Source organism: Streptomyces sp. NBC_00237 (genome assembly GCF_026342435.1).
In the GTDB taxonomy this organism is placed as follows: Bacteria; Actinomycetota; Actinomycetes; order Streptomycetales; family Streptomycetaceae; genus Streptomyces.
This window is the reverse complement of record NZ_JAPEMT010000001.1, coordinates 1,971,921-1,993,215: the sequence shown is the minus strand read 5'-3', so window position 1 is coordinate 1,993,215 and position 21,295 is coordinate 1,971,921. Positions and strand designations below refer to the sequence as shown.

At 72.4% G+C, this 21,295-nt stretch carries 20 protein-coding genes; 10 read left to right on the top strand and 10 right to left on the bottom strand.

Translation table 11 applies throughout. The annotated features are described in order from the left end of the window. Window positions 1-21: 21 nt before the first annotated feature. Window positions 22-876 (bottom strand): MaoC/PaaZ C-terminal domain-containing protein, encoded by an 855-nt coding sequence (locus OG897_RS08840; RefSeq protein ID WP_266654517.1) that lies wholly within the window; start codon window positions 874-876, stop codon window positions 22-24. Between the two features lie 390 nt (window positions 877-1,266). Between OG897_RS08840 and OG897_RS08835 the strand changes: the two genes are divergently transcribed. From OG897_RS08835 to OG897_RS08825, 3 genes are read left to right on the top strand one after another with little or no spacing between them, the layout of a single operon-like run. Beyond that, on the top strand, window positions 1,267-2,208 hold the full coding sequence (locus OG897_RS08835; RefSeq protein ID WP_266654515.1) for an ABC transporter ATP-binding protein: 942 nt from the start codon (window positions 1,267-1,269) through the stop codon (window positions 2,206-2,208). Further along, window positions 2,208-2,936 carry an ABC transporter permease gene (locus OG897_RS08830; RefSeq protein ID WP_266654514.1) on the top strand — a complete coding sequence of 243 codons (729 nt, stop codon included), beginning with the start codon at window positions 2,208-2,210 and terminating at the stop codon, window positions 2,934-2,936. The genes OG897_RS08835 and OG897_RS08830 overlap by 1 nt, the downstream gene beginning before the upstream one ends. A gap of 44 nt (window positions 2,937-2,980) precedes the next feature. After that, a complete protein-coding gene (locus OG897_RS08825; RefSeq protein WP_266654513.1) occupies window positions 2,981-4,183 on the top strand; it encodes a sensor histidine kinase in 1,203 nt (400 codons plus the stop codon). 12 nt (window positions 4,184-4,195) lie between these two features. Here the strand turns inward: OG897_RS08825 and OG897_RS08820 are convergent, their stop codons facing one another. After that, on the bottom strand, window positions 4,196-4,792 hold the full coding sequence (locus OG897_RS08820) for a helix-turn-helix domain-containing protein (RefSeq protein ID WP_266654512.1): 597 nt from the start codon (window positions 4,790-4,792) through the stop codon (window positions 4,196-4,198). A gap of 410 nt (window positions 4,793-5,202) precedes the next feature. On the opposite strand from OG897_RS08820, the gene OG897_RS08815 reads away from it, so the two are divergent. Next, on the top strand, window positions 5,203-5,847 hold the full coding sequence (locus OG897_RS08815) for a response regulator transcription factor (RefSeq protein WP_266654510.1): 645 nt from the start codon (window positions 5,203-5,205) through the stop codon (window positions 5,845-5,847). Between the two features lie 10 nt (window positions 5,848-5,857). Here the strand turns inward: OG897_RS08815 and OG897_RS08810 are convergent, their stop codons facing one another. The 3 genes from OG897_RS08810 to OG897_RS08800 all read right to left on the bottom strand — a co-directional run bounded on the left by OG897_RS08810 (window position 5,858) and on the right by OG897_RS08800 (window position 10,860). Further along, the gene (locus tag OG897_RS08810; protein ID WP_266654509.1) at window positions 5,858-7,408 is read right to left on the bottom strand and encodes an MFS transporter; all 1,551 of its coding nucleotides are present in this window, start codon (window positions 7,406-7,408) and stop codon (window positions 5,858-5,860) included. 93 nt (window positions 7,409-7,501) lie between these two features. Then, window positions 7,502-8,698, bottom strand: coding sequence for a lipid-transfer protein (locus OG897_RS08805; protein ID WP_266654507.1), 1,197 nt, complete (start codon window positions 8,696-8,698; stop codon window positions 7,502-7,504). After that, entirely contained in the window at window positions 8,698-10,860 is a 2,163-nt protein-coding gene (locus OG897_RS08800; RefSeq protein ID WP_266654505.1) for an acyl-CoA dehydrogenase, read from the bottom strand. Before OG897_RS08800 ends, OG897_RS08805 begins: the two co-directional genes overlap by 1 nt. A gap of 222 nt (window positions 10,861-11,082) precedes the next feature. Here OG897_RS08800 and OG897_RS08795 point away from each other — a divergent pair, with 222 nt between their 5' ends. The 4 genes from OG897_RS08795 to OG897_RS08780 all read left to right on the top strand — a co-directional run bounded on the left by OG897_RS08795 (window position 11,083) and on the right by OG897_RS08780 (window position 15,022). After that, window positions 11,083-11,733, top strand: coding sequence for a class I SAM-dependent methyltransferase (locus tag OG897_RS08795; protein ID WP_266654503.1), 651 nt, complete (start codon window positions 11,083-11,085; stop codon window positions 11,731-11,733). 22 nt (window positions 11,734-11,755) lie between these two features. Further along, the gene (locus OG897_RS08790; protein ID WP_266654501.1) at window positions 11,756-12,763 is read left to right on the top strand and encodes an N-acetylmuramoyl-L-alanine amidase; all 1,008 of its coding nucleotides are present in this window, start codon (window positions 11,756-11,758) and stop codon (window positions 12,761-12,763) included. Between the two features lie 239 nt (window positions 12,764-13,002). Next, window positions 13,003-13,845 carry a DUF5336 domain-containing protein gene (locus OG897_RS08785; protein ID WP_266654499.1) on the top strand — a complete coding sequence of 281 codons (843 nt, stop codon included), beginning with the start codon at window positions 13,003-13,005 and terminating at the stop codon, window positions 13,843-13,845. A 172-nt stretch (window positions 13,846-14,017) separates the two neighbouring features. Next, window positions 14,018-15,022 carry an LLM class F420-dependent oxidoreductase gene (locus OG897_RS08780; RefSeq protein ID WP_266654497.1) on the top strand — a complete coding sequence of 335 codons (1,005 nt, stop codon included), beginning with the start codon at window positions 14,018-14,020 and terminating at the stop codon, window positions 15,020-15,022. Between the two features lie 15 nt (window positions 15,023-15,037). Here the strand turns inward: OG897_RS08780 and OG897_RS08775 are convergent, their stop codons facing one another. Further along, complete coding sequence (locus OG897_RS08775; RefSeq protein ID WP_266654495.1) at window positions 15,038-15,838, bottom strand: maleylpyruvate isomerase family mycothiol-dependent enzyme; 801 nt, start codon at window positions 15,836-15,838, stop codon at window positions 15,038-15,040. A 94-nt stretch (window positions 15,839-15,932) separates the two neighbouring features. Continuing rightward, a complete protein-coding gene (locus tag OG897_RS08770) occupies window positions 15,933-16,529 on the bottom strand; it encodes a hypothetical protein (RefSeq protein ID WP_266654493.1) in 597 nt (198 codons plus the stop codon). A 146-nt stretch (window positions 16,530-16,675) separates the two neighbouring features. Here OG897_RS08770 and OG897_RS08765 point away from each other — a divergent pair, with 146 nt between their 5' ends. Beyond that, window positions 16,676-16,966, top strand: a complete 291-nt coding sequence (locus OG897_RS08765) for a hypothetical protein (protein WP_266654491.1) — start codon at window positions 16,676-16,678, stop codon at window positions 16,964-16,966. A gap of 19 nt (window positions 16,967-16,985) precedes the next feature. Here OG897_RS08765 and OG897_RS08760 read toward each other — a convergent pair whose 3' ends face one another. From OG897_RS08760 to OG897_RS08750, 3 genes are all read right to left on the bottom strand, one after another. Next, window positions 16,986-18,059 carry a prenyltransferase gene (locus OG897_RS08760; protein ID WP_266654489.1) on the bottom strand — a complete coding sequence of 358 codons (1,074 nt, stop codon included), beginning with the start codon at window positions 18,057-18,059 and terminating at the stop codon, window positions 16,986-16,988. Then, window positions 18,056-18,811 (bottom strand): class I SAM-dependent methyltransferase, encoded by a 756-nt coding sequence (locus OG897_RS08755; RefSeq protein WP_266654487.1) that lies wholly within the window; start codon window positions 18,809-18,811, stop codon window positions 18,056-18,058. Before OG897_RS08755 ends, OG897_RS08760 begins: the two co-directional genes overlap by 4 nt. Before the next feature lie 67 nt (window positions 18,812-18,878). Further along, the gene (locus OG897_RS08750; protein WP_266654485.1) at window positions 18,879-20,213 is read right to left on the bottom strand and encodes a glycosyltransferase family 4 protein; all 1,335 of its coding nucleotides are present in this window, start codon (window positions 20,211-20,213) and stop codon (window positions 18,879-18,881) included. A gap of 225 nt (window positions 20,214-20,438) precedes the next feature. Here OG897_RS08750 and OG897_RS08745 point away from each other — a divergent pair, with 225 nt between their 5' ends. Next, window positions 20,439-21,164 carry a TetR family transcriptional regulator gene (locus OG897_RS08745; protein ID WP_266654483.1) on the top strand — a complete coding sequence of 242 codons (726 nt, stop codon included), beginning with the start codon at window positions 20,439-20,441 and terminating at the stop codon, window positions 21,162-21,164. Window positions 21,165-21,295 lie beyond the last annotated feature (131 nt).

Here is a 21,295-nt window from a genome sequence, read left to right as displayed (position 1 = left end):
TCCCCTCGGAATACGGTCAGTTCATGAGTGCGTGACGACGGTGTCGGCCAGTACGGGCGCGTCGTCGCGTCCGGCCGCCGTCACCGTCACCTGGGTGCGGCCTTCATCGGTCCACATCCGGATGCGCAGGGTCTCGCCCGGGAAGACCACCCCGGCGAAGCGGGTGGCGTACGAGGTCACCCGGGCCACGTCCCCGCCGAGCACCGTGTCCACGACGGCCTTCAGGGTCATGCCGTACGTGCACAGGCCGTGCAGGATCGGCTTGTCGAAGCCCGCGAGCTTCGCGAACTCGGGGTCGGCGTGCAGCGGGTTCCAGTCGCCGGAGAGGCGGTAGAGGAGAGCCTGCTCCTCGCGGATCGGGCGCTCGACGGTGAACTCCGGCTCACGGGACGGGGCTTCGAGCCGGGCGGACGGGCCTCGGTCGCCGCCGAAGCCGCCCTCGCCGCGCACGAAGACGGCGGAGTCGTTCGTCCAGAGCGGGCCGTCCGCGTCGGCGGCCTCGGAGCGCAGGACGATCACCGCCGCCTTGCCCTTGTCGTACACGGCCTGGACGGTGGAGGTCAGCGTCGCTTCGCCCTCGACGGGGATCGGGCGATGGAGGGTGACGGTCTGTCCGCCGTGCAGTACGGCGGCGAGGTCCACCTCGATGCCGGGGGCCGCGAGCCCGCCCATCATGGCCATGCCCGCGCCCGCGACGGTGGCGAAGCTGGGCAGGACGTGGAGCTTGCTCTCCAGGGTGTAGCGCAGTTCGCCGGGGTCGGTGGCGGGGACACCCGCGCCGAGGCCGAGGTGGTAGAGCTGGACGTCCTTGTGACCCCAGACGGCCTTGCCGGTCCGGGGCTCGGCGGCGAGGGCCTTCGCAACGTCGATGGGCATGGGAGGCGGGGCTCCTTACGTTCGTGGTGCGCGCGTCGTGTCGGGTCGCACGCGTCGCGTCGGGTCGGGTCGTACGCGTCGCGTGTCGTACGTGTCGTGTCGTACGCGTCGTGTCGTACGCGTACCGCCAAGGCCCCGACGTGGCCGTCCGCACCGTCGGACACGCCGGGGCCGTACGGGGCCGACCCGGTGCGCGCCCCACTTCTAGAACGCGTTCTAGGCCGGTGGGCACCATGTATAACGCACCACACGGCACTTGGGAACCCACGAGGTGACGACTCGTCAGATCTACTCCGCCCTCCCCCGTTCCGCACCCATGACATTTGTCCCGCCCGACTCCGTACATCCGGCACTACGCCCCGCCCGCCCCTCCTCCGTAGCGTCGTCGGCATGAGGAAGACACCCGAACCGGGACCCGCCCCCGCCCCCGCCGTGCACTTCACCGGCGCCGTCAAGTCCTACGGCGGCGTCCGCGCGGTGGACGGACTGAGCCTCGCCCTGCACCCCGGCGAGACCACCGCCCTCCTCGGCCGCAACGGCGCGGGCAAGTCCACCGCCATCGGCCTCCTCCTCGGCCTGGACGAGCCCGACTCCGGCTCCGTCCGGCTCTTCGGCGAGGCCCCCGCCCTGGCCGTACAGGCGGGCCGGGTCGGGGCGATGCTCCAGGACGGGCGGCCCGTCCCCCGGGTGACCGTGCGCGAGCTGGTGTCCTTCGTGGCGAAGACGTACCCGAAGCCGATGCCCGTGGACGAGGCGCTCGACCTGGCCGGGATACGGGAGTTCGGGCCCCGGCGCGCGGACCGGCTGTCCGGCGGGCAGATCCAGCGGGTGCGGTTCGCCATCGCCCTGGTCGGCGACCCGGACCTCGTCGTACTGGACGAGCCGACGGCCGCGCTCGACGTCGAGGCCCGGCGGGCGCTGTGGCACTCGATGCGGCGCTTCGCGGCCCGTGGCAAGACCGTGCTGTTCTCCACCCACTACCTCACCGAGGCCGACGAGAACGCCTCCCGCATCATCGTCGTCGACCGGGGCCGCGTCGTCGCCGACGGCAGCGGCGACCGGCTGCGCCGCGAGGCGGGCGGAAACCTGGTCTCCTTCGACCTGGCGGGACGCCCCAGCGAGGGCCTGTCGGTGCTGCCCGGCGTGACCGGGGTCGAGATCAGAGGTGACCGCGCCCGGCTCCGCAGCGACGACTCCGACGCCACCGTCGTCGCCCTGGCCGGGATGCGGGCGATACGCGGCCTGGAAGTCGCCCCGGCCACCCTGGAGGACGCCTTCCTCCGCCTCACCGACCCCGACGGCCCTGCGGCCCGCGTCAAGGAGAACGTCTGATGGCTCTCGTACTCGACTACGTCGCCCTGGAGACCCGGCGCACGCTGCGCGACACGGGGTTCGTCATCTTCGGCATCGGCATGCCGGTGCTGATGTACCTGCTCTTCACCAACATCGGCGGCGGCGCGGACGACCTCTGGAAGATCGGCTCGATGATCGGGATGGCGGTGTACGGCGCGATGGGCGCGGCCATGTCCGCCGGTACCGGCGTCGCCGAGGACAAGGCCCTGGGCTGGCTACGGCAGCTGCGGATCACGCCCATGACTCCGGCGCAGGTCGTGGTGGGGCGGGCGCTGACCGCGTCCGTCGTCGTCCTGCCCGCGATCCTCGCCGTGCTCGCGGTGGGCGGTCTGGTCAACGGGGTCGCTCTGGCGGTGTGGCAGTGGGCGCTGCTCCTGGTGCTGCTGTGGCTGGGGGTGCTGCCGTTCACCCTGCTGGGGATCGGCAACGGCTACCGGCTGTCCGCGCAGAGCACCGGAGTCGTCAACGTCGGCTGCAACCTGGGGCTCTCGATCCTGGGCGGGCTGTGGTTCCCCGTTCAGTTCTTCCCCGGCTGGCTCCAGGGGATCTCCACGTACACCCCGACCCGGGCGCTCGCCCAGCTCGGTACGGCGGTCGGGCGGGGCGAGGCTCCCGGGGCGGTCGCGGTGGCGGTGCTCAGCGGGTGGCTGCTGGTCTTCGGCTCGTACGCTGTCGTGTCGTACCGGAAGGCCGCGCGCACCGCGTAGCGGAGTCCCGCACGATCCTGCGGAATCCTGAGGAGGGTGGGCCGATGTCGCCGATCGTCGACAAGGGCTGGAAGTCCGACTGGCCCGCCCGACGGGCCGAGTGGCGGGCCGTGAAGAAGGCGGGCGGGCGGGGCCCGGAGAGCATGGGCCCGCCCAACGGCTTCGCGCTGCTGCCGTGGCTGCTGATGGGGATGGGCGCGTTCTCGAACCTCATCAAGGGCGAGACCGACAACCCGTGGGTCGGCGGCCTCAGCATCCTCACCTTCAACTCCCTCTACATCTATGTGGTGTTGCGCGCCTTCGACCCGAAGTCGCGGGAGGCGCTGAGCACCAAACTCGCGCTGGCCGGGCTCGGGCTGATCGCCGGTTTCATGTCGGTCATGTACGGCGGGCCGTGGCTGCTCTTCTTCATGCTGACGGGGCTGGCGACCGGGGCGGTGATCCGGGGTCCGAAGGTGGGCCGGGCCATGCTCGTACTGGCGGTACTGGCGGGCGGGATCGCCGCGTGGAAGGACGGCTGGAACGCCATCAACATCGCGTACGGAACCCTCATCTCCGGGCTCGTCACCTCCGCCATACTCACCCTCGCCGACACCGTCAAGGAACTCCGCGCCACCCGGCAGGAGTTGGCGCGCACGGCCGTGGAGAAGGAGCGGCTGCGGTTCTCGCGCGACCTGCACGATCTGCTGGGGCACACCCTGTCCGTGATCGTGGTCAAGTCCGAGGCGGCCAGGCGGCTCGCGCCGCGCGATCTGGACGCCGCGCTCACCCAGGTCTCCGACATCGAGTCCGTCGGCCGTCAGGCACTCACCGAGATCAGGGAGGCCGTCAGCGGATACCGCGAGGGCAGCCTGTCGACGGAGCTGGACGGGGCGCGCTCGGCGTTGTCCGCCGCCGGAATCGAGCCGGTCGTACGCCAGTCGGGGCCGCCGCTGGAGCCGCAGACCGAGGCACTGCTGGGGTGGGTGGTCCGGGAGGCCGTCACCAATGTCGTACGGCACGGCGAGGGGGCGGCGCGCTGCACGATCTCCGTGGAGGGGACGGCGGAGCGGGTGCGGCTGGAGGTCGTGGACGACGGGCGCGCTCCGACGGTGCAGGCGCCGACGGGGAGCGGGACCGGGCTGAAGGGGCTCACGGAACGGCTCGCGACGGCGGGCGGCAGCCTCACGGCGGGGCCGGGCCCACGGGGCGGCTTCGCGGTACGGGCGGAACTCCCGGTGGGGGCGCGGGACGTGGCTGCCCCCTAGCCCTCTGGTCCTCTAGGAGTTGTCGTCCCGGGGGCGTGGTTTCGCCCGTACGTGCATCCGCTCGCCCTGGCGGCCGAAGAGGCTGAGCACCTCGACGGGGGCCTTGCCCGTGCTGCCGAACCAGTGCGGCAGCCGGGTGTCGAACTCGGCCGCCTCCCCGGGGTCGAGCAGCAGGTCCTTGTCGCCCAGGACGAGCCGCAGCCGCCCGGACAGCACGTACAGCCACTCGTAGCCCTCGTGGGTGCGGGCCTCCGGAGTGCTCCGGGTGGTGGGCAGGATCATCTTGTACGCCTGGATGGGGCCCGCCCCGTGGGTCAGCGGGAACACCGTCGAGCCGTACACCTGGCGTGGCTTGATCCTGACCCGGGGGTCGCCGACCTCGGGGGCGCCGACGAGGTCGTCCAGGGGGACCTGGTGGGCCTGCGAGATGGGCAGGAGGAGCTCCAGGCTGGGGCGGCGCTGGCCGGACTCCAGGCGGGAGAGCGTGCTCGTGGAGATCCCGGTGGCCTCGGAGAGCGCGGCGAGCGTCATGCCGCGGGCGGTGCGCAGGCGCTGGAGGCGGGGGCCGACGTCGGAGAGGGCCTGGGTGATGGCGGGGCTGTGCTCCATGCGGTCATTGGACCGCGGCTGCCCGGTCCCGGCAAGCTCCCTTGCCAATCCCGGGACGGCACCCCCGCTCCGCCTAGCCTCCTTGGGCGGCGGGGCCTTTGCCCAGCCCCCTCGGGCTCCGCTTTGCCTCGCCCCCTTGGGCGGCGGGGCCGCCCCCGGGGGCGGAACGGGCGGGCAAGGGGGCGGCCCCCTCCGCTCCGGGCCCACCCCGGAGCCGCCCGCCGTTACCTCCGCCATCAGGTGCGCCGCACCCCGGTGCGCCTGCGGCGGGCCGCCCCTCCCCACCCCTTCACCTAAACTCGCGAGGCTTGGGGGTCGGACGTGCGGGCGCGTCGTGGCTGGGCGCGCAGTTCCCCGCGCCCCTAAAGGGGCGTACCCCCGGCACGGGGAAATCGCCCTACCCTGGCCCCGTGACCGAGCCCTCGCAGACCCACCACCGACCCGCCAAGTCCATCCGCGTCCTCCTCGCCGAGGACCAGGGCATGATGCGCGGCGCCCTCGCCCTCCTCCTCGGGCTGGAGGTGGACATCGAAGTCGTCGCCCAGGTCGGCGCGGGCGACCAGATCGTCGGGGCCGCCCTGGGGGCCCGCCCCGACATCGCCCTCCTCGACATCGAGCTCCCCGGCATGAGCGGTCTCGACGCCGCCGCCCTGCTCCGCGAGGAGGTCCCGGACTGCCGCGTCCTGATCCTCACCACGTTCGGCCGCCCCGGCTATCTGCGCAGGGCGATGGAGGCGGGCGCGGCAGGGTTCCTCGTGAAGGACGGACCCGTCGAGGAGCTGGCGCAGGCCATCCGTCGTGTCCTCACCGGTGAGACCGTCATCGACCCGGCCCTCGCCGCGGCCGCCCTCAGCTCCGGCCCCAGCCCCCTCACCCCGCGCGAGTGCGACGTCCTCAACGCCGCCGTCGACGGCGCGACCGTTGCCGACATCGCCGCCAAGGTCCACCTCTCCGAGTCGACCGTACGGAACTACCTCTCCTCCGCCATCGGCAAGACCGGCACCCGCAACCGCATGGAAGCCGTCCGCGCCGCCAGGCAGCAGGGCTGGCTGTAGGGGGCCTCGGTCACCCGGACGTAGCCGTGCCCGCCGCCTCCTCCGTCACCGGCGCCACCGCCGTCGCCCCGGCCGCCTTCTTCGGCCCCCTCGGCAGCCACACCAGCATCAGCACCACCCCCGCCAACAGCACCGCCGTCCCCGTCCGGAACGCCAGCGCGTACCCCGCCGTCAACGCCTCCGGGCTGGTGCCGCCCCCGGTCCTGGAGGCCGCGACCGTGGACAGTACGGCCAGACCCAGCGCCCCGCCCATCGTCCGGGAGGTGTTGATCAGGCCGGAGACCAGGCCCGCGTCCCCCGGCGCGGCCCCGGAGGTGGCCAGCGCCGCCAGGGGCGTCGAGGCCAGGCCCGCGCCCAGCATCATCAGGATGCCGGGGCCCAGGATGGCCGTCGCGTACGTGCCGTCCGCGCCCATCGTCGACTGCCACCCGAATCCGGTGGCAGCGATGAGCGTGCCCAGCGCGGCCAGGTTCCGCGCCCCGACGCGCGGCATCAGGCGCGGTGCCAGCTTGGAGCCCGTGACGATGGCCAGGGAGCTGGGGACCAGGGCGAGGCCCGCCCCCAGCGGGGTGTACCCGAGCACGTTCTGGGCGTACAGGGTCATGAAGAACCACATGCAGAACATCGCGGACCCGTTGACGAACATCGCCGCGTTCGCCGCCGACACCGACCGCACCCGGAAGAGCTTGAGGGGCATGAGCGGGGACTTCGCCCGCGCCTCGACGAGGAGGAAGAGGGCGATCAGCAGGAGTCCGCCGGAGAGGGGGACCAGCGTCGCGGCGGCCGTCCAGCCCTCCGCCTCCGTCTGCACGATGCCGTACGCGAGAGTGGCGAGCCCCGCCGTGACCAGTACCGCGCCCGGCAGGTCGAGCTTGCGGCCCGCGCGGGCGTGGCTCTCGGTGAGCCAGCAGAAGGCCCCGATCAGGACCAGCGCGCCGATCGGCACGTTGATGAGGAGGACCCAGCGCCAGGAGAGGCTGTCGGTGAGCAGTCCGCCGACGAAGCCGCCCGCCGCACCGCCGCCCGCGCCCACCGCCGACCAGGTGCCGATCGCCCGTGTGCGGGCCGCGCCCTCCGGGACGGCCGAGGTCAGGATCGTGAGGGTCGCCGGGGCGAGGACGGCGGCCCCCAGGCCCTGCGCCGCCCGTGCGGCCAGCAGTTGCCAGCCCTCCTGGGCGAGCCCGCCCGCCAGCGAGGCGGCCGTGAACAGTCCCAGGCCCACCAGGAACGTCAGCTTCCGCCCGAAGATGTCGGCGGCCCGCCCGCCCAGCAGCATGAATCCGGCGAAGGCGATCGAGTAGGCGTTGACCACCCACTGGAGGCCCCCGGCCGTCATGCCGAGGTCGGCACGCATGGACGGCAGCGCCACGTTCACGACGGACACGTCGAGGACGACCAGGAACTGTCCGGCGCAGGCCGCCAGCACCACCGCCCAGGTGCGGACGGGACGCGGACGGCCCCCGGGTATTCGGGGCGCTGCGGTCGCTGCGGTCGCTACGGGCTCGGCGGATTCAGCGGGTTCGGCGGGGTCGGCGGGTGCGCCGGGGGAACGGTGGACCATGCCTGTCATGGTCGCAGGTAGTCCGTGCCCCGTACATCCGCGGAGCGGGGCACGGACCGGGACCGGGTACGGCTACGACCGGCCGGCACGGGCTCAGGACCGCCGCAGTACGGTCACCACGGCCGCCCCTCCCAGCCCGATGTTGTGCGCGAGCCCCACCCGCGCGCCCGCCACCTGCCGCGCCCCCGCCTGCCCGCGAAGCTGCCAGGTCAGCTCGGCCGCCTGCGCCAGGCCGGTGGCCCCCAGCGGGTGCCCCTTGGAGATCAGCCCGCCGGACGGGTTGACCACCCAGCGCCCCCCGTACGTCGTCGCGCCGGATTCCACGAGCTTGCCGGACGCCCCGTCGGGGCACATGCCCAGCGCCTCGTACGTCAACAGCTCATTGACCGAGAAGCAGTCGTGCAACTCGATCACGTCGACGTCCTCGATGCCGAGCCCGGCCCTCTCGTACGCCTGCCGGGCGGCGGCCCGCGACATGGGCCGGCCGACGACGTCGATGCACGACCCGGACGCGAAGGACTCCTCCGTGTCCGTCGCCATGGCCTGCCCGGCGATCTCGACCGCCTTGTCGTGCAGGCCGTGCTGGACGACGAACCGCTCCGACACCACGACCGCCGCGGCGGCCCCGTCGGAGGTTGGCGAGCACTGGAGCTTGGTCAGGGGCCGGTGGATGGTCTTCGCGGCGAGGATCTCGTCGACCGTGTACGGGTCCTGGAACTGGGCGTACGGGTTGTTCACCGAGTGCCGGTGGTTCTTCGCCCCGACGGCGGCGAGCTGTGCCTCGGTCGTCCCGTACCGCTCCATGTGCTCGCGGGCGGCGTTGCCGAAGATCTGGGCGGTGGGCGGGGTCATCTCGAAGCCGTGCCGGCCGGCCATGACGCCGTAGTGCCGGGCCACGGGGGACGCCTTGAAGTCCCCCGCGTCGCCACCTCCCCCGAGCGCGCCCCGCTTCATCTTCTCGAAGCCGAGCGCGAGCACGCAGTCCGCGAGCCCGCCCGCCACGAACTGCCGCGCCATCATCAGCGCGGTCGCCCCGGTGGCGCAGTTGTTGTTGACGTTGTAGACGGGCACACCGGTCAGCCCCAGTTCGTACACGGCCCGCTGCCCGGCCGTCGACGCCTGGAAGCAGTACCCGACCGGCACCTGCTGGACCTGCCCGTACTCCACTCCGGCGTCCGCGAGCGCCGCGCTCCCCGCCTCCTTGGCCATGTCCCAGTACTGCCAGTCCCGCGACTCCGGCTTCTCGAACCTGGTCATCCCGACGCCTACGACGTACGCCTTCATCCCCATCACTCCCCTTGTTGGTCGCGCGGCAGGCCGAGGATGCGCTCGGCGACGACGTTCAGCTGGACCTGGGTGGTGCCGCCCGCGATGGTCAGGCACCGCGACATCAGGAATCCGTGCACGGCCCGCTCGCCTGCCCCCTCCCGCAACGCCCCTTCGGGGCCGAGGAGTTCGAGGGCCAGCTCGGCGATCTTCTGCTGGTGCGGTGTCTGTACGAGCTTCCGCACGCTCGCCCCGGCCCCCGCCTCCAGCCCGTCCACCTGCTGGAGCGTGGTCCGCAGCCCGATGCAGGCGAGTGCGTGCGCCTCGGCGGCGAGGGCGCCGACCCGGGCCCCGGTCGCCCCGTCGAGACCGGCGACGCGCGCGATCAGCGCTTCGAGTCCCGTGCCGAAGGCGACCTGGTCGGCCATGTGGACGCGCTCGTTCCCGAGGGTGTTGCGGGCGACCCGCCAGCCCCCGGTCTCCTCCCCCACCAGCGCTTGCGCGGGCAGCACCGCACCGTCGAAGTACACCTCGTTGAACAGCGAGTCCCCGGTGATCTCCTTCAGCGGCCGGATGTCGATGCCAGGGGTGTTCTTCATGTCGACGACGAAGTACCCGAGCCCCTGGTGCTTGGTCGGGGCCTTGGGGTCGGTCCTGGCGAGCAGGATGCCGTAGTCGGCCCACTGCGCGGCGGACGTCCACACCTTCTGCCCGCTGATCCGCCAGCCGCCGCCCTCGACGCGCTCGGCGCGGGTGCGGAGGGCGGCGAGGTCGGACCCCGCCTCCGGCTCCGAGAAGAGCTGACACCACATCAACTCCCCGCGCAGGGTGGGCAGTACGTACGCCTCCTGCTGCTCCTCGGTCCCGTACGCGATGAGCGACGGCACGACCCAGGTGGCGATCCCGAGCCCGCTGAGCGTGACTCCCGCCTCTTTCAACTCCCGCTGCACGGCGAGCTGTTGTACGGGACCGGCGCCGAGTCCGTACGGCTCGGGGAGGTGCGGGGCGGCGTACCCGGTGGGCGCGAGGACCTTCCGCGCCGCCCCCGGGTCGAGCCCCCGCGCCGCCTCGATCGCCTCCCGCGCCTGCTCCCGGTACGCGTCCGCCTCCCGGGGCAGCTCCATGCGCAGCTCCCGCCGCGCCCCGTCGGCGGCCAGCCGCACGGCCCGCAGCCGATGCCCGTCCCCGCCCCCCAGCAACTGCCGTGCCACCAGCGCCCGCCGCAGATACAGATGGGCGTCGTGCTCCCAGGTGAACCCGATCCCGCCCAGGATCTGAATGCAGTCCTTGGCGCACGAGAACGCGGCATCGAGGGCGGTCGCCGCGGCCAGCGCGGCCGTGAGCCCCCGCACGTCCGGGACCTCGCCCGCCGCGTTCGCCGCGTCCCACACCAGCGCCCGCGCCTGTTCGACCCGTACCAGCATGTCCGCACACAGATGCTTGACCGCCTGGAACTGCCCGATCGGCCGCCCGAACTGCTCGCGCACCTTGGCGTAGGCGGTGGCGGTGTCGAGCGCCCAGCCCGCGATCCCGCAGGCGTCGGCCGCGAACAGTACGGCCGCCAGGTCGCCCACCAGGGCGGTGGAAAGGTCGAGTTGACGCTCCCCCGCCACGAAGGTGTTACGTGCGACGACTTCCCCGGTCGGCCGCGTCGGATCGGCTGATGCGTGCGTACGCGTCTGCACCTCGCCCGCGTCGACGGCCAGCCACACCGTCCCGTGGACGGCCTCGGCGGCGAGCAGCACGAGGTCGGTGCCGGGCCCGGCGCCGAGGACGGGCGGCGCGACGCCGTCGAGGACGTACCCCCCGTCGGCGGCGACGGCGGTGAGGCTCCCGGGCCCGGTCGCCACCGAGGCCACGGGATGCCCGGCGGCCAGCTCCGGCCGCCCGCCCCTCACCAGCAGCTCGGCGGCGAGGACGCTCGGCAGGAAGGGCCCGGGAAGGGCCGCCCGCCCGGTCTCCTCCAGTACGACGGCGAGGTCGAGCAGCGTCCCGCCCCCACCCTCCGGCAGGTGCACGTCGAGCAACCCCATACCGGCGGCCCCGTCCCAGTACCCCGGCCGCCCCGCTCCCCCCTCCTCCCCGTCGAGGACCTTCCGTACGTCCTGCGGCGACGCCACCCGCCCGACCCAGCCGCGCACCGCCTCGGCCAACTCGCGGTGCTCGCGCGTGATTCCGATGCCCATGGCCGTGCAGAGTAGAACACGTTCCATTCTGACGGAAGGTCAGAAGAGACCCGTCTTGCCCGCGCGTCCTCCCTCGCCGGACGGGCTGACGGTGCTGGGGCTGACCGAAGGGGCGGAGAGGGGCATGCCCCGCGTAGGACGCCCCTCCGGCCCGGCCCCTCGCCCCGTACGGCACCATGACCCCAGTCCGAGCAGCCAACCCGCCCGTCCCGCAGGAGAGCCATGACCGCCGCCGTACCCAAGCCCGACACCCTCGCCGCCTTCGAGGCCGCCAAGGGGTTCATGCCGGTCGGGGAAGGGCTCGCCCTGTACGCGGCGGCCGCCGGGGTGGCCCGGGAGCTCGCGCTGCCGCTTCTCGAAGTGGGGACGTACTGCGGCCGGTCGACGCTCCTCCTCGCCGACGCGGCCCGTGAGGCCGGTGTGACGGCCGTGACCGTCGACCACCACCGGGGCAGCGAGGAGCAGCAGCCGGGGTGGGAGTACCACGACACGACCGTCGTGGACCCGGAGGTGGGCGTCATGGACACGCTGCCGACCTTCCGCCGCACCCTCCACAGGGCCGGGCTCGAAGAGCACGTCGTCGCGATCGTCGGGCGTTCGCCGCAGGCCGCCCGGCTCTGGAACACCCCGCTCGCCCTCGTCTTCATCGACGGCGGGCACACCGACGAGCACGCCGGTGGGGACTACGAGGGGTGGGCCCCGCATGTGGCGATGGGCGGGCTGCTCGTCATCCACGACGTGTTCCCGGACCCGGCCGACGGCGGTCAGGCCCCGTACCGCGTGCATCAGCGGGCCCTCGCTTGCGGGGCGTTCACCGAGATCTCGGTGACCGACTCCCTGCGCGTCCTGCGGCGTACCGGCACGGGCATCTGAGCACCGCGCATAGCATCGCCCTGTGTCGTACGACGGTCGTTACCCCCACGCAGAACCGCCCGAGCCCGAATTCGGGCAGCCCCGACGCCGAGGGCGCGGCAACGCGCTCATCGTGGTCGCCGCCCTCGTGCCCACCGCTCTGGCGGGGTGGCTCGTCTGGCAGGCGATGAGCGGGCCGGAGGGGGACCAGCCGCCGAAGGTGCTCCCGCTGCCCAGCCGGACGACGACGGCAGCGGCGGCGCAGGGGGCCACCGGGGCGCCCGCGCCTTCGGCTCCGCCCTCCACCACACCCTCCGCCCCGGCGAAGAGCACGCAGAGCGCCGCACCCGACGCCCCCGACGACAGACCGGTCGGCGGACCCCTCTCCGGCCGTACCGTCGTCGTCGACCCCGGCCACAACCCGGGGAATTTCCGGCACACCCGCGAAATCAATCGCCAGGTGAACATCGGAACGAACAGCAAGGAATGCGACACCACGGGTACGGCGAGCAATGCCGGATACACCGAGGCGGAATTCACACTCGATGTTTCGCGCCGTCTGAAATCGCTTCTCGAAAAGCAGGGCGCAACCGTCAAATTCACCCAGAACGCCGACCGCCCGTTCGGTCCCTGCATCGACGAGCGCGCCCGGATCGGAAACGAGGCGAAGGCCGACGCCGTGCTGTCCATCCACGCGGACGGGTCGTCGGCCGGTCACCGGGGCTTCCACGTGATCCTGCCCGCACGGGTGAAATCGGGGGCCGCGGACACGTCCTCGATCGTCGGCCCCTCGCGCGTGCTGGGCGAGGCGATCGTGGGCAACTTCGTTCGGGAGACCGGGGACCGGCCCGCCAACTACCTCGGCGCACCGAACGGCCTGGTGGTCCGCCGGGACCTCGGCGGGCTCAACCTGTCGACCGTTCCGAAGGTGTTCATCGAGTGCGGGAACATGCGGGACAGCAAGGACATCGCCCTGCTGACCGACCCCTCCTGGCGGCAGAAGGCCGCCCAGGGCATGGCCGACGGCATCAGCGCCTTCCTCAAGGGGTAGAACTCGGGGCGCACGTCGCACCCCAGCACGTCGTACCGCAGCACGTCGTACCGAGGCCCGGTGCAGGTTACCGACCGGCAACGATGGGGGCGACCCAATCCGTCGGACGATACATTCATCCGTACGATGGGGAGCCGCCCCCGAGCTTCGCACCGAGTCCGCGCGTGAACCGCGTGACACCGGAGCAGCGACAACCGCCCCGTAAAGCCCCGAAGAAGACGACTGATAAAGGACTTCAAGTGAACATCCGCTCCCTCACACGAGGTGATGGCGTGGTGATCGGAGCAGCGGTGTTGCTGTTCATCGCCTCGTTCCTCAACCAGTTTTCCTCCGAAGCCCCCCGCTGCGTCGCGGGCTACTGCCCGCCGTCCGTGAGCGTCAACGCCTGGGAAATCCTCCCGACGCTGATGAGCATCTACCTGGCGGGCATCATCGCCGCGGCACTGATCGTCGTCGCACGCGGGCTGCCGGGGTCGCGCAAGGTCGCCGGGATCGAGCTCGGCCAGTTCGGCGTCGCGCTGGCGATCTTCGTGGCGTGGACGGCGTTCTGGACGATCGTCAACGGCGGCCGAGGCGGCGCGGGCATGATCATCGGCCTGATCGCCGCCCTGGTCCTGGCGGCGGGCGCGGTCGCGTCCCCGCTGGTCCCGGCGCTCAAGGCCCCGCTGATGGGCGCCCCGAAGCCCGCCGTCGCGGGCAACGCCGCGTACGGTGCGCAGCCGGGTGCCGGTTACGGCTACCCGGGCGCCCAGCAGCCGTCGTACGGCGGCCAGCCCGCCACCGGTGGTTACGGCTACCCGGGCGGCGCCCAGGAACCGCAGGCCGCCGCCGCGCAGGCGCAGCCCTCGCAGGGCGGGCAGGCTCCGGCCGCCGCCGACGCGTCGGGCTTCGCCCCGTTCTGGTTCGCCGTTCCGGTGGCCCGTCCGCTGTACCCGGAGGACGGCTCGCCGACTCCGATCGCCGAACTGGCTCCGGGCACCTGGTACTTGGCCGTGGACCAGCGCGGTCCCGGTCTGGTCGCCCAGACCCAGGACGGCCGTCGCGGCCTGCTCCAGGACACCACGGGCATCCAGCGCGGCTGATACGCCCCGCTCCCCGTACGACAGCGGCCCCCGCCTCACTCCGAGGCGGGGGCCGCTGCCTTGTCCGGTCACGGCCCGGGACCGTACAGTCGACGCATCTGACGGCACGTCAGTTGAGTCAGTAGCTTCAATTGCGTCAGTTGCGTCAGTTGCGTCAAGGGGAGGCTGCGGCATGCGACTTGGACTCGCGCTCGGCTACTGGGGGCGCGGCCCCGACCGGGGCCACCTCGCCCTCGTACAGGAGGCGGAGCAGCTCGGGTACGACTCCGTGTGGACGTCGGAGGCGTGGGGGTCTGACGCGTTCACCCCGCTGACCTGGTACGCGGCGCACACCACCCGGATCAGGCTGGGCACCGCGATCGTACAGATGGCGGCGCGCACCCCGACCGCGACGGCGATGCACGCGCTCACCCTCGACCACCTGTCGGGCGGGCGGATGATGCTCGGTCTCGGGCTGTCCGGGCCGCAGGTGGTGGAGGGCTGGTACGGGCGGCCGTTCCCGCGCAGTCCGCTGACCGCGACCCGGGAGTACGTGGACGTCGTGCGCCAAGTACTGCGCAGACAGGGCCCGGTGGAGCTGGACGGGCGCTACCACGCGCATCCGTACCGGGGGCCCGACGGGACGGGCATCGGGAAGGCGTTGAAGCCGATCGTCCATCCGCTCCGCGCCGACCTGCCGATCCTGCTCGGGGCCGAGGGGCCGAAGAACATCGAGCAGACGACCCGCATCGCGGACGGCTGGCTGCCGCTGTACTGGTCGCCGATGCGCCCCGAGGTCTATCGACTGCCGCCGCTCGGCAGGGGTTTCATGGTCGCCCCGATGGCCCGCGCGCACGTCTGTGACGACGTCGCGGACGGGCTGCTGCCGGTGAAGGCGATGCTCGGCTTCTACATCGGCGGCATGGGTCACGCCGCGAAGAACTTCCACGCCGACCTGATGGCGCGCATGGGATACGAGGAGGAGGCCCGCCGCGTCCAGGAACTGTTCCTCGCCGGGCGCAAGGAGGAGGCGGTGCTCGCCGTGCCGGACGCCTTCGCCGACGAGATCTCGCTGATCGGGCCGCGGGCCCGGATCGCTGAGCGGCTGGAGCTGTGGCGCAAGGGCCCGGTGACGGACCTGCTGGTCACCTCGCCGGACCCGCGCACCCTGCGCGTCCTGGCCGAGCTCAACTCATAGCCTCAGCAGGCGGGTTCACTCCCAGACGAGTTGACCGACCCACTGGTCGAGGAGGTCCCGGTCGCCCAGCACCTCCACGTTGCCCGCGTCCACGGCCTGGCGGCGGTAGACCACGAGGAGGACGTCGGTGAGCGGGCCGCGCACGGCGACGGCGGCCTTCTCGTGGCCGCGCCGCCAGGTGGCGGCCCCGCCGGTGAAGTCGACGAGCCACTCGGCGTTCAGGCCGGCCGGGGTGTCGGTGGCGTGCAGGTGGACGGTGCGGCCCGCGCCGAGGAGGTCGGCGTGGTCGTGCCGGTCGTCGTCCACGTCGCCGAGCCACAGCCACTCGTCGAGCGCGTCGGCGGCGACCTCCGGCTGCACGTCGTACGGGAAGGCCGTCGTCAGGCAGGCGTCGGCGCGGTGCACGACCGTCTCGTGCGTCATCCGGCGGGCCCAGAACGCGGTCGGCCTCTCCACCGGCGCCCACGCCCACACCCGCGCGTCGGGGCCCGCGTCGCGCAGGACCTTCGCGCACCTGTCCGCGCCCTCGGCGAGCCAGGCGTCGAGGGCGGCGGACTCGTCGGCGCCGGGTCCTTCGAGTTCCGGTCCTTCGGCGTTCGGTACGTCCTCGGGCGCGACGGGTCCGGTGGCCCGGCGGGTCACGATCTCGTACACCCAGCGGTGTGCCCAGCCGGTGTGGTGCACGAGGTCGCGCAGCGTCCAGTCGGGGCAGGACGGCACGGTGGCGTCCAGCTTCGCACCCGATATCGAGGTCCGCAGGAGTGCGGTCTCCTCGACGATCTGATCGCAGTAACGGTCAAAGCTCAGCAGCGTCATGCCCGTACGTTATGCGGGGACGATCTCGGTGCACACCCTCTTTGTTGACGGGAATCCGCCCGTTGAGCTGGGCATTCTGTCGAGCGGCGGACGGTCAGCGGAGCTGTGCGGGCGAGCCGCCCTTCGCCAGCTCACCGGCCGATGGCACCTTGTCCACGACGTCCGCGCCCGCGCTCTTGCCCGCGTCCTTCACCCCGCCGATGACCTTCTCGAAGAGGCCGATCTCGCCCGCGCCGACCGTGCCCGCCGCCAGCTTGGTGCCCAGCCCCTTCAGGGACTCGATGCCGTCGGAGAGCGGGGCGACCGCCTTGGAGAGGAGCGGGTCGCCCTTCGCGTTGTTCACCGCCGCCTTCAGCCTGTTGTACGTGAACGCGCCCGCGAGGCCCGCCTTGACCAGGGCGAACTTCCGGCCGTCCGCGCCCTTCTGGAACGTGCCCGCCTTGAAGGGCTTCACGATCCACTGGTACGCGGCTCCGGCGGCCAGCGAGGCGTTGGCGACGAACCGGGTCTTGGACAGCTTCTGCTTCTCGAACTCACCGGTGGGCGACGCGGTGGACGTCGCGTTCACCGCACTCGCCTTGTCCTTGTCGCTGTCGTTGCAGGCCGCGAGCGGCACGAGAAGTGCGCAGGTCAGCGGCACCGCGACGAGCGCACGGCGGGCAGGAGTGGCGGTGAGGGCGTTACGGGGCACAGCGGGCCTCCCGGGGCCATGACGGACCATGCCGGCCAGGACGGACGACAGCACGTTTCCCCGCAGCGTCACCCGGGCCCCGGGGGCCCACCACCAGGACAGGGCCATCCGGGTTTGACACCAGCCTTATCGGCAACATGTTCGGCATGCCGACACGCACGCGCACCGGAAATCCCGCCGCGACGCTGATCGCCGTCGTCGCGGACATCGCCGCCCTGATCCTGGGCCTGTGGATTCTGTTCTACCTACTGGACGCCAACCAGGGGAACGCGCTGGTCGGCTTCGTCAAGGACGCCGCGCGCTTCCTGGCGGGCTGGTCGTACGACCTGTTCACGTTCGACGAGGAATGGGCCCGCGTGGTCGCGGGCTACGGCCTCCCGGCCGTGGTCTACCTCTTCGTGGGCCACGCGATAGCCGGAGCGGTCCGCCGCCGCTGACGAACCGCTTCGCGCACCGTCAGCAGCAGGAGGGGTCCAGCCCCACGGGCAGCCTCTCCCCGCCGAACACCGCACAGGTGGCCTCGTCCCCGCCCAGCGCGGCCACCGCGAGCAGCAGTGACCCCGCCGTCCAGGAAGTGAGTTCCTGCGGCCAGATCGCCCCGTCCTCGAAGACGTACCCCGTCCAGTACAGCCCGCTGCCGTCGTCGGCGCGCAGGTGCTGGACGGCCTGGAGGATCTCCAGGGCCCGGTCCGACTCCCCCATCACCCAGAGCGCCAGGGCGAGTTCGCAGCTCTCGCCGCCCGTCACCCACGGGTTGGGCAGGACGCAGCGCACGCCGAGCCCCGGCACGACGAAGTCGTCCCACTGGGCCTCGATGCGCTCCTTCGCCTCGGGACCGGTGAGGGCTCCGGCGAGGATCGGGTAGTACCAGTCCATCGAGTAGCGGTTCTTGTCGAGGAACCGCTCGGGGTGGTGCTGGATGGCGTGCCGGAGCGCACCGAGGGCCAACTCCCAGTCGGGCTGCGCCTCTTCACGCTCCTCGGCGATGGCGAGTGCGCACCGCAGCGCCTGGTGGATGGACGAACTCCCGGTCAGCAGCGCGTCGTTGACGGGGCTTCCGTCCTCCTCCCGCTTCCAGCCGATCTCCCCGCCGGGCTGCTGGAGCGCGAGCACGAACTCGACCGCCGCGTACACGGCGGGCCACATCCGGTCGAGGAACGCCTCGTCGCCGGTGGCGAGGTAGTGGTGCCAGACGCCGACGGCGATGTACGCGCAGAAGTTGGTCTCGCGGGAACGGTCGGTGGGACGGGTGTGGTCGCCGTCGTCGTACGCCGCGTACCAGGAGCCGTCCGCGTTCTGGTGCCTGGCCAGCCACGCGTACGCCCGGGCCGCCGCCTCGTGCTCACCGGCGGCGTCGAGCGCCATGGCGGCCTCGGTGTGGTCCCACGGGTCGAGGTGGTGCCCCCTGAACCACGGTATGGCACCGTCGGGGCGCTGCACGGCGAGTATCCCGGCGACCGTCTCGGCGACCTGAGTGGCCGTCAGGACGCCGTCCAGGACGAGGTGTTCGGTGTATCCGGGGCTCGTCACTTGGTGTCCGTACCGGCTGCTGCGGCAGCGTTCGCGGGCAGGTGGGGCTTGGTGGCGTACGCGACGAAGCTCTTGCCGATGACCGGGTTGAGGGCCTGCTCGGCGACCTTCGTGAGCAGCGGCTTCTTCATGATGTCCCAGACGAGGAGCTTGTGGTACGCCTTGACCGGGAGCGCCTTGTCGTTGTCGACTCCGAAGGCGCACTTGAGCCACCAGTACGGCGAGTGCAGGGCGTGCGCGTGGTGCTGGCCGTACGGCTTGAGCCCCGCCTCGCGCATCTTGCCGAGCAGTTCGTCGGCCTTGTAGATGCGAATGTGCCCGCCCTCGACCTCGTGGTACGCGTCGCTCAGCGCCCAGCAGACCTTCTCGGGCCCGTAGCGCGGAACGGTGACGGCGATGCGCCCGCCCGGCTTGAGCACGCGCACCATCTCGGCGAGCACGCCCTTGTCGTCGGGGATGTGCTCCATGACCTCACTGATGATCACGACGTCGAACGAGGCGTCCGGGAAGGGCAGGTTCAACGCGTCGCCCTCCATGGCGGTGGCCGTCGCGCCCTCCGGTGCCTCCCCCGCCTCCTTCATCGCGGCGAACCACTTCGCGACCTCGCGGATCTCCTCGCCGTTCTGGTCGAGGGCCACCACCTGGGCGCCGCGCCGGTAGCACTCGAAGGCGTGCCGCCCGGCACCGCAGCCCAGGTCGAGGACGCGGTCGCCCGGGGCGAGCGGGAAGCGGGAGAAGTCCACGGTCAGCACGGGTGCTCAGCTTTCGTCCGGCGGCAGGGTGTATCGGTGTTGCGTGAGGTCAAGTGGCGTGCGGAGACTACGAGGTGGCTGCCGTGGCGTGCGCGGCGACCGCGGCGCGGTAGTGCTCGGCGGTGCCGATGGCGGCCTGGGTCCAGGTGAACTTCTCCAGGACGCGGGCCCGCCCGGCGTTCCCGAGCCGGGTCCGCAGCTCGGCGTCGCCCAGCAGCCGGGACAGCTGCCCGGCGAGGGCGTCGGGGTCCCCCGGCGGCACGGCGAGGCAGGTGTCCCCGTCCGGCCCCGCGACCTCGGGGATGGCGCCGCCCGTGGTCGCGACGAGCGGCGTCCCGGTGGCCATCGCCTCGGCCGCCGGGAGCGAGAACCCTTCGTACAGGGACGGCACGCAGGCCACCTGCGCCCCCCGCACGAGGTCCACCAGCTCGGCGTCGCTGATGCCCTTGACGAACTCGACGGCGTGCCCGAGCCCGTACCGCTCGATGGCCTGCGCGACGGGCCCGGCCTCGGCCCGCTTGCCGACCACGACGAGGTGGGCGTCGGGCCGCTCGGAGCGCAGCTTGGCGAGGGCCTCGACGAGGTACACGAGCCCCTTGAGGGGGACGTCGGCGCTGGAGGTCGTCACGATCCGCCCCGGAACCTCGGCCACGGACGCGTCCGGCGACCACAGCTGGGTGTCGGCCCCGATGTGTACGACGTGAACGCGGTCGCGCCGCACCCCGAGGTGCTCGACGATCTCGGCCTGCGAGGACCCGGAGACGGTCAGCACGGAGGGCAGCCGCCGGGCGACCCGCTTCTGCATGCGCGTGAACCCGTACCAGCGCCGTACGGAGGCCCGCTTCAGCCGCGTCGCGGCGGCGTCCAGGTCGAGCTGCCGGTCGACGGTGATCGGGTGGTGGATGGTCGTCACGAGCGGCGCGCCGAGGTCCCCCAGCAGCCCGTACCCGAGGGTCTGGTTGTCGTGTACGACGTCGAACTCGCCCTTCCTGCCCGCGAGATGACGCTTGGCGCGCAGCGAGAAGGTGAGCGGCTCGGGGAATCCCCCGGTCCGCATGGTCGCGAACTCGACGGCGTCGACCCAGTCGCGGAACTCGTCCCGCTTGGGCGTGCGGAAGGGGTCGGGGCTGCGGTAGAGGTCCAGGCTCGGCAGTTCGGTGAGCGGCACCCCGCCGTCGAGCACCGGATACGGCTGCGCGCCCAGCACTTCCACGCTGTGTCCGAGCCGGGCCAGCTCGCGCGAGAGGTGGCGGACGTACACGCCCTGCCCGCCGCAGAACGGGTTCCCCTTGTACGAGAGGAGCGCGATGCGCAGCGGCCGGTCGTCCCCGGCGCTCCCGGCGCTCGCAGCACTGGTGTCGGCCCCGGCACGGGGGCCCGCCTGTACGGCCTCAGCGGTCACTCTCGGCCCCCTTCTTGACGCACTTCCGCCGGAGCGTAGCCGCTGGCGCTAATCTAGAACAAGTTCCAGTGTTGATCGAACACGGAGCTTTGAATCTACCGGCACGACGCAGCGCCGTAAGGTCCGGATCAGGTGATTCGCGCCACGACTCACGAATCGCCGGGGGGCGGACGTGATACGACACGCGGTAACGGGACGCGGCACGACACGGGGACACGGGGTCACATGACAGCGGAAGCCAGAACGACGGCGGGTACGGGGGCGCGCTCCGCGGCCGCCGCCACGCGGGGCGGCAGCACGCGCGGCAGCACTCCTCGCGGCGGCGGCCCGGGTGCCCGGGGCGGCCTCGCCCCGACCGCCCCTCCCCTCACCGAACGCCAGGAGGCCCGCCGCCGCCGCATCCTGCACGCGAGCGCGCAGCTGGCGAGCCGGGGCGGGTTCGACGCGGTGCAGATGCGCGAGGTCGCGGAGGCGGCCGAGGTCGCCCTCGGCACCCTCTACCGCTACTTCCCCTCCAAGGTCCATCTCCTGGTCGCCACCATGCAGGACCAGCTGAGCCACCTCCACACCACCCTGCGCAAGCGCCCCCCGGAGACCTCCTCCCCCTCGGAACGCGTCGCCGAGACCCTCATGCGCGCCTTCCGCGCCCTCCAGCGCGAACCGAACCTGGCCGACGCGATGGTGCGGGCCCTGACCTTCGCCGACCGCTCCGTGAGCCCCGAGGTCGACACGGTCTCCCGCCAGACCACGGCGATCATCCTGGACGCGATGGGCCTGAACGCCCCGGACGACCGCCCGACCCCGGAACAGCTCTCCGCCGTCCGCGTCATCGAGCACACCTGGCACTCGGCCCTGATCACGTGGCTGTCGGGCCGCGCCTCGATCGCCCAGGTCAAGATCGACATCGAGACGGTGTGCCGCCTGATCGACCTGACGGCGGAGGAAGGGTAAGGGCACGCCCCGCACCGCCTTCACCGCCGACGGCACCGTGGCCGAGGTCGACACCATGGTGCTGGACGCGCTTTCGCCTCGTCGTCTCCGGACCTGGGGTCCGTGCTGACGCGCTCGGCCTCGCGCAGGGC